Below are 2,564 nucleotides of genomic sequence, written 5' to 3' on the forward strand. Positions count from 1 at the left end.
GCTGTCGGTGGGAGGTGGGCTGTCGGGGCTCTGCGGGTGCCGGGCCTATCCTGCGGGCCATGAGATACGCCGTGAGCATCCCGCCGTTCACCGACGCCGCCACCGTCATCGCCCTGGGCCGGGAGGCCGAGGAGGCAGGGTGGGACGGCGTCTTCCTCTGGGACCACGTCCAGTGGATGCACGGGATGCCCGTCCACGACCCGTGGGTGCTGCTCGGCGCCATCGCGCAGGCGACCGAGCGGGTGCGGCTCGGCACCCTGGTCACCCCGCCGACCCGGCGCCGTCCGCACACCCTCGCCAAGCAGGTGACGAGCCTGGACCACCTCAGCGGCGGCCGCGCCGTCCTCGGCGTCGGCCTCGGGGAGCCGGACGACCTCGACTTCGCCGACCTCGGTGACGAGTCGGACAAGAAGCTGCGTGGGGTCATGCTCGACGAGGCGCTCGACGTCATCGACCAGCTGTGGAGCGGCCCCACCGACCACGTCGGTGAGCATTACCGCGTCAAGGCCGACTTCGTCCCGCGTCCCGTCCAGCAGCCCCGCCCACCGGTGTGGGTCGCCGGTGTGGTGCCCAACCGCAGGCCGCTGCGCCGCGCGCGGCGGTGGGACGGCCTGGTCCCGATCGCCCCGGGCGGAGTGGCCCTCTCGCCGCAGGAGCTCGCCGACTACCTCGCCCTCGTGCCCGCCGACCCCCAGCAGCCCGAGCCGTGGGACGTCGTCGCGCACTGGGGTGACGGAGTACCCGCCGACGAGTACGCCGACGCCGGTGCCACCTGGCTCGTCGTCTCGGCCTGGCCCACGCAGGACGGCTGGGTCGAGGGCCTGCGCAAGGTCATCGGCGCGGTGCCCTGACGCTGCCGGGCACGGCCCACGGCCCGCCGCGCTGACCTCCCGCACGATCATCGGCCGCCGCGCCGACCTTCCGCGCGCAGGTGATCCTGGCGAGCGCGGGCAACGGTCCCGCGCGCGCTCGGCACGCCCCTGCTGCGTGCGGTCCGTGCTCCGGGCGGTGCACACACGGGTGGGCAGGCCCGCGGACGCCGTCGTCGTGCCCGTCGGCGGCTCTATAGGCTGGTGGCCACCATGACCGAGAACAGCCCCGCCCTTGCCGACGACGGCGCCCGCTCCGGCGCCGTCCGTGTCCGTTTCTGTCCCTCGCCGACCGGGACCCCGCACGTCGGGCTCATCCGCACGGCACTGTTCAACTGGGCCTACGCCCGCCACACCGGCGGGACCTTCGTGTTCCGGATCGAGGACACCGACGCAGCCCGCGACTCCGAGGAGAGCTACCACCAGCTCCTCGACGCGATGCGCTGGCTCGGGCTGGACTGGGACGAGGGCGTGGAGGTCGGCGGGCCGCACGAGCCCTACCGGCAGTCGCAGCGGATGGACATCTACGCCGACGTGGCCAACCGACTGCTCGAGGCGGGCCACGCGTACGAGTCCTTCTCCACGCCGGAGGAGATCGAGGAGCGCCACCGCGCCGCCGGCCGCGACCCGAAGCTCGGCTACGACGGCTACGACCGCACGCTCACCGAGGAGCAGAAGGCCGCCTTCCGCGCCGAGGGCCGACGGCCGGTGCTGCGCATCAGGATGCCCGACGAGGACATCACCTTCACCGACCTCGTCCGCGGTGAGGTGACCTTCAAGGCGGGCTCCGTGCCGGACTACGTCATCGTCCGCGCCAACGGCCAGCCGCTCTACACGCTGGTCAACCCGGTGGACGACGCGCTGATGAACATCACCCACGTGCTGCGCGGGGAGGACCTGCTCTCCTCCACGCCGCGGCAGATCGTGCTCTACCGCGCGCTGCTCGACATCGGCGTCGCCTCGGTCATGCCCGAGTTCGGCCACCTGCCCTACGTCATGGGGGAGGGGAACAAGAAGCTCTCCAAGCGGGACCCGGAGTCCAACCTCTTCCTCCACCGTCAGCGTGGTTTCATCCCCGAGGGGCTGCTCAACTACCTCGCGCTGCTCGGCTGGGCGATCTCCCCGGACAACGACATCTTCACCCGCGAGGAGATGGTCGCGGCGTTCGACATCACGGACGTCAACCCCAACCCGGCGCGCTTCGACATCAAGAAGGCCGAGGCGATCAACGCCACGCACCTGCGGATGCTCGAGCCGGCCGACTTCCGCAACCGGCTCGTGCCCTACCTCCACGACGCCGGCGTGGTGCCCGCGGCCTCCTTCGCCGACCTCTCCCCGCAGCACCAGGAGCTGCTCACCAGGGCGGCCCCGCTCGTCCAGGAGCGGATGACCCTCCTCGGCGAGGCCCCCGGGATGCTCGGCTTCCTCTTCCTCGCCGACGACGCCGTCGTCGTGGAGGACGACGCCCGCAAGGCGCTGCGCGACGAGGCCGCCGATGTGCTCGACCGCTCGATCGAGGTGCTCGAGGGGCTCACGGACTTCTCGCCGGAGGCGCAGCAGGAGGCGCTGCGCGCCGTGCTCGTCGACGAGATGGGGATCAAGCCGCGCTTCGCGTTCGCGCCGCTGCGCGTTGCGGTGACCGGCCGGCGCGTCTCCCCGCCGCTCTTCGAGTCGATGGAGATCCTCGGCAAGGAC

The 2,564-nt window shown here is 72.2% G+C and carries 2 protein-coding genes; both read left to right on the forward strand.

The features are described 5' to 3' along the window. The first annotated feature begins 59 nt into the window (after positions 1–59). Entirely contained in the window at positions 60–851 is a 792-nt protein-coding gene (locus tag Q0195_RS00110; protein WP_299272937.1) for an LLM class flavin-dependent oxidoreductase, read from the forward strand. Between the two features lie 231 nt (positions 852–1,082). Next, on the forward strand, positions 1,083–2,564 hold a 1,482-nt coding region (gltX, locus tag Q0195_RS00115; RefSeq protein WP_299272940.1), incomplete at its 3' end, for a glutamate--tRNA ligase.

Origin of the sequence: uncultured Georgenia sp., assembly GCF_937958535.1 — a bacterium.
Taxonomy (GTDB): Bacteria; Actinomycetota; Actinomycetes; order Actinomycetales; family Actinomycetaceae; genus Oceanitalea.

What these genes read in the sequence shown, in the direction of transcription:
- Q0195_RS00110 (WP_299272937.1), top strand. Translation starts at nt 60, where the DNA reads ATGAGATACGCCGTGAGCATCCCGCCGTTCACCGACGCCGCCACCGTC.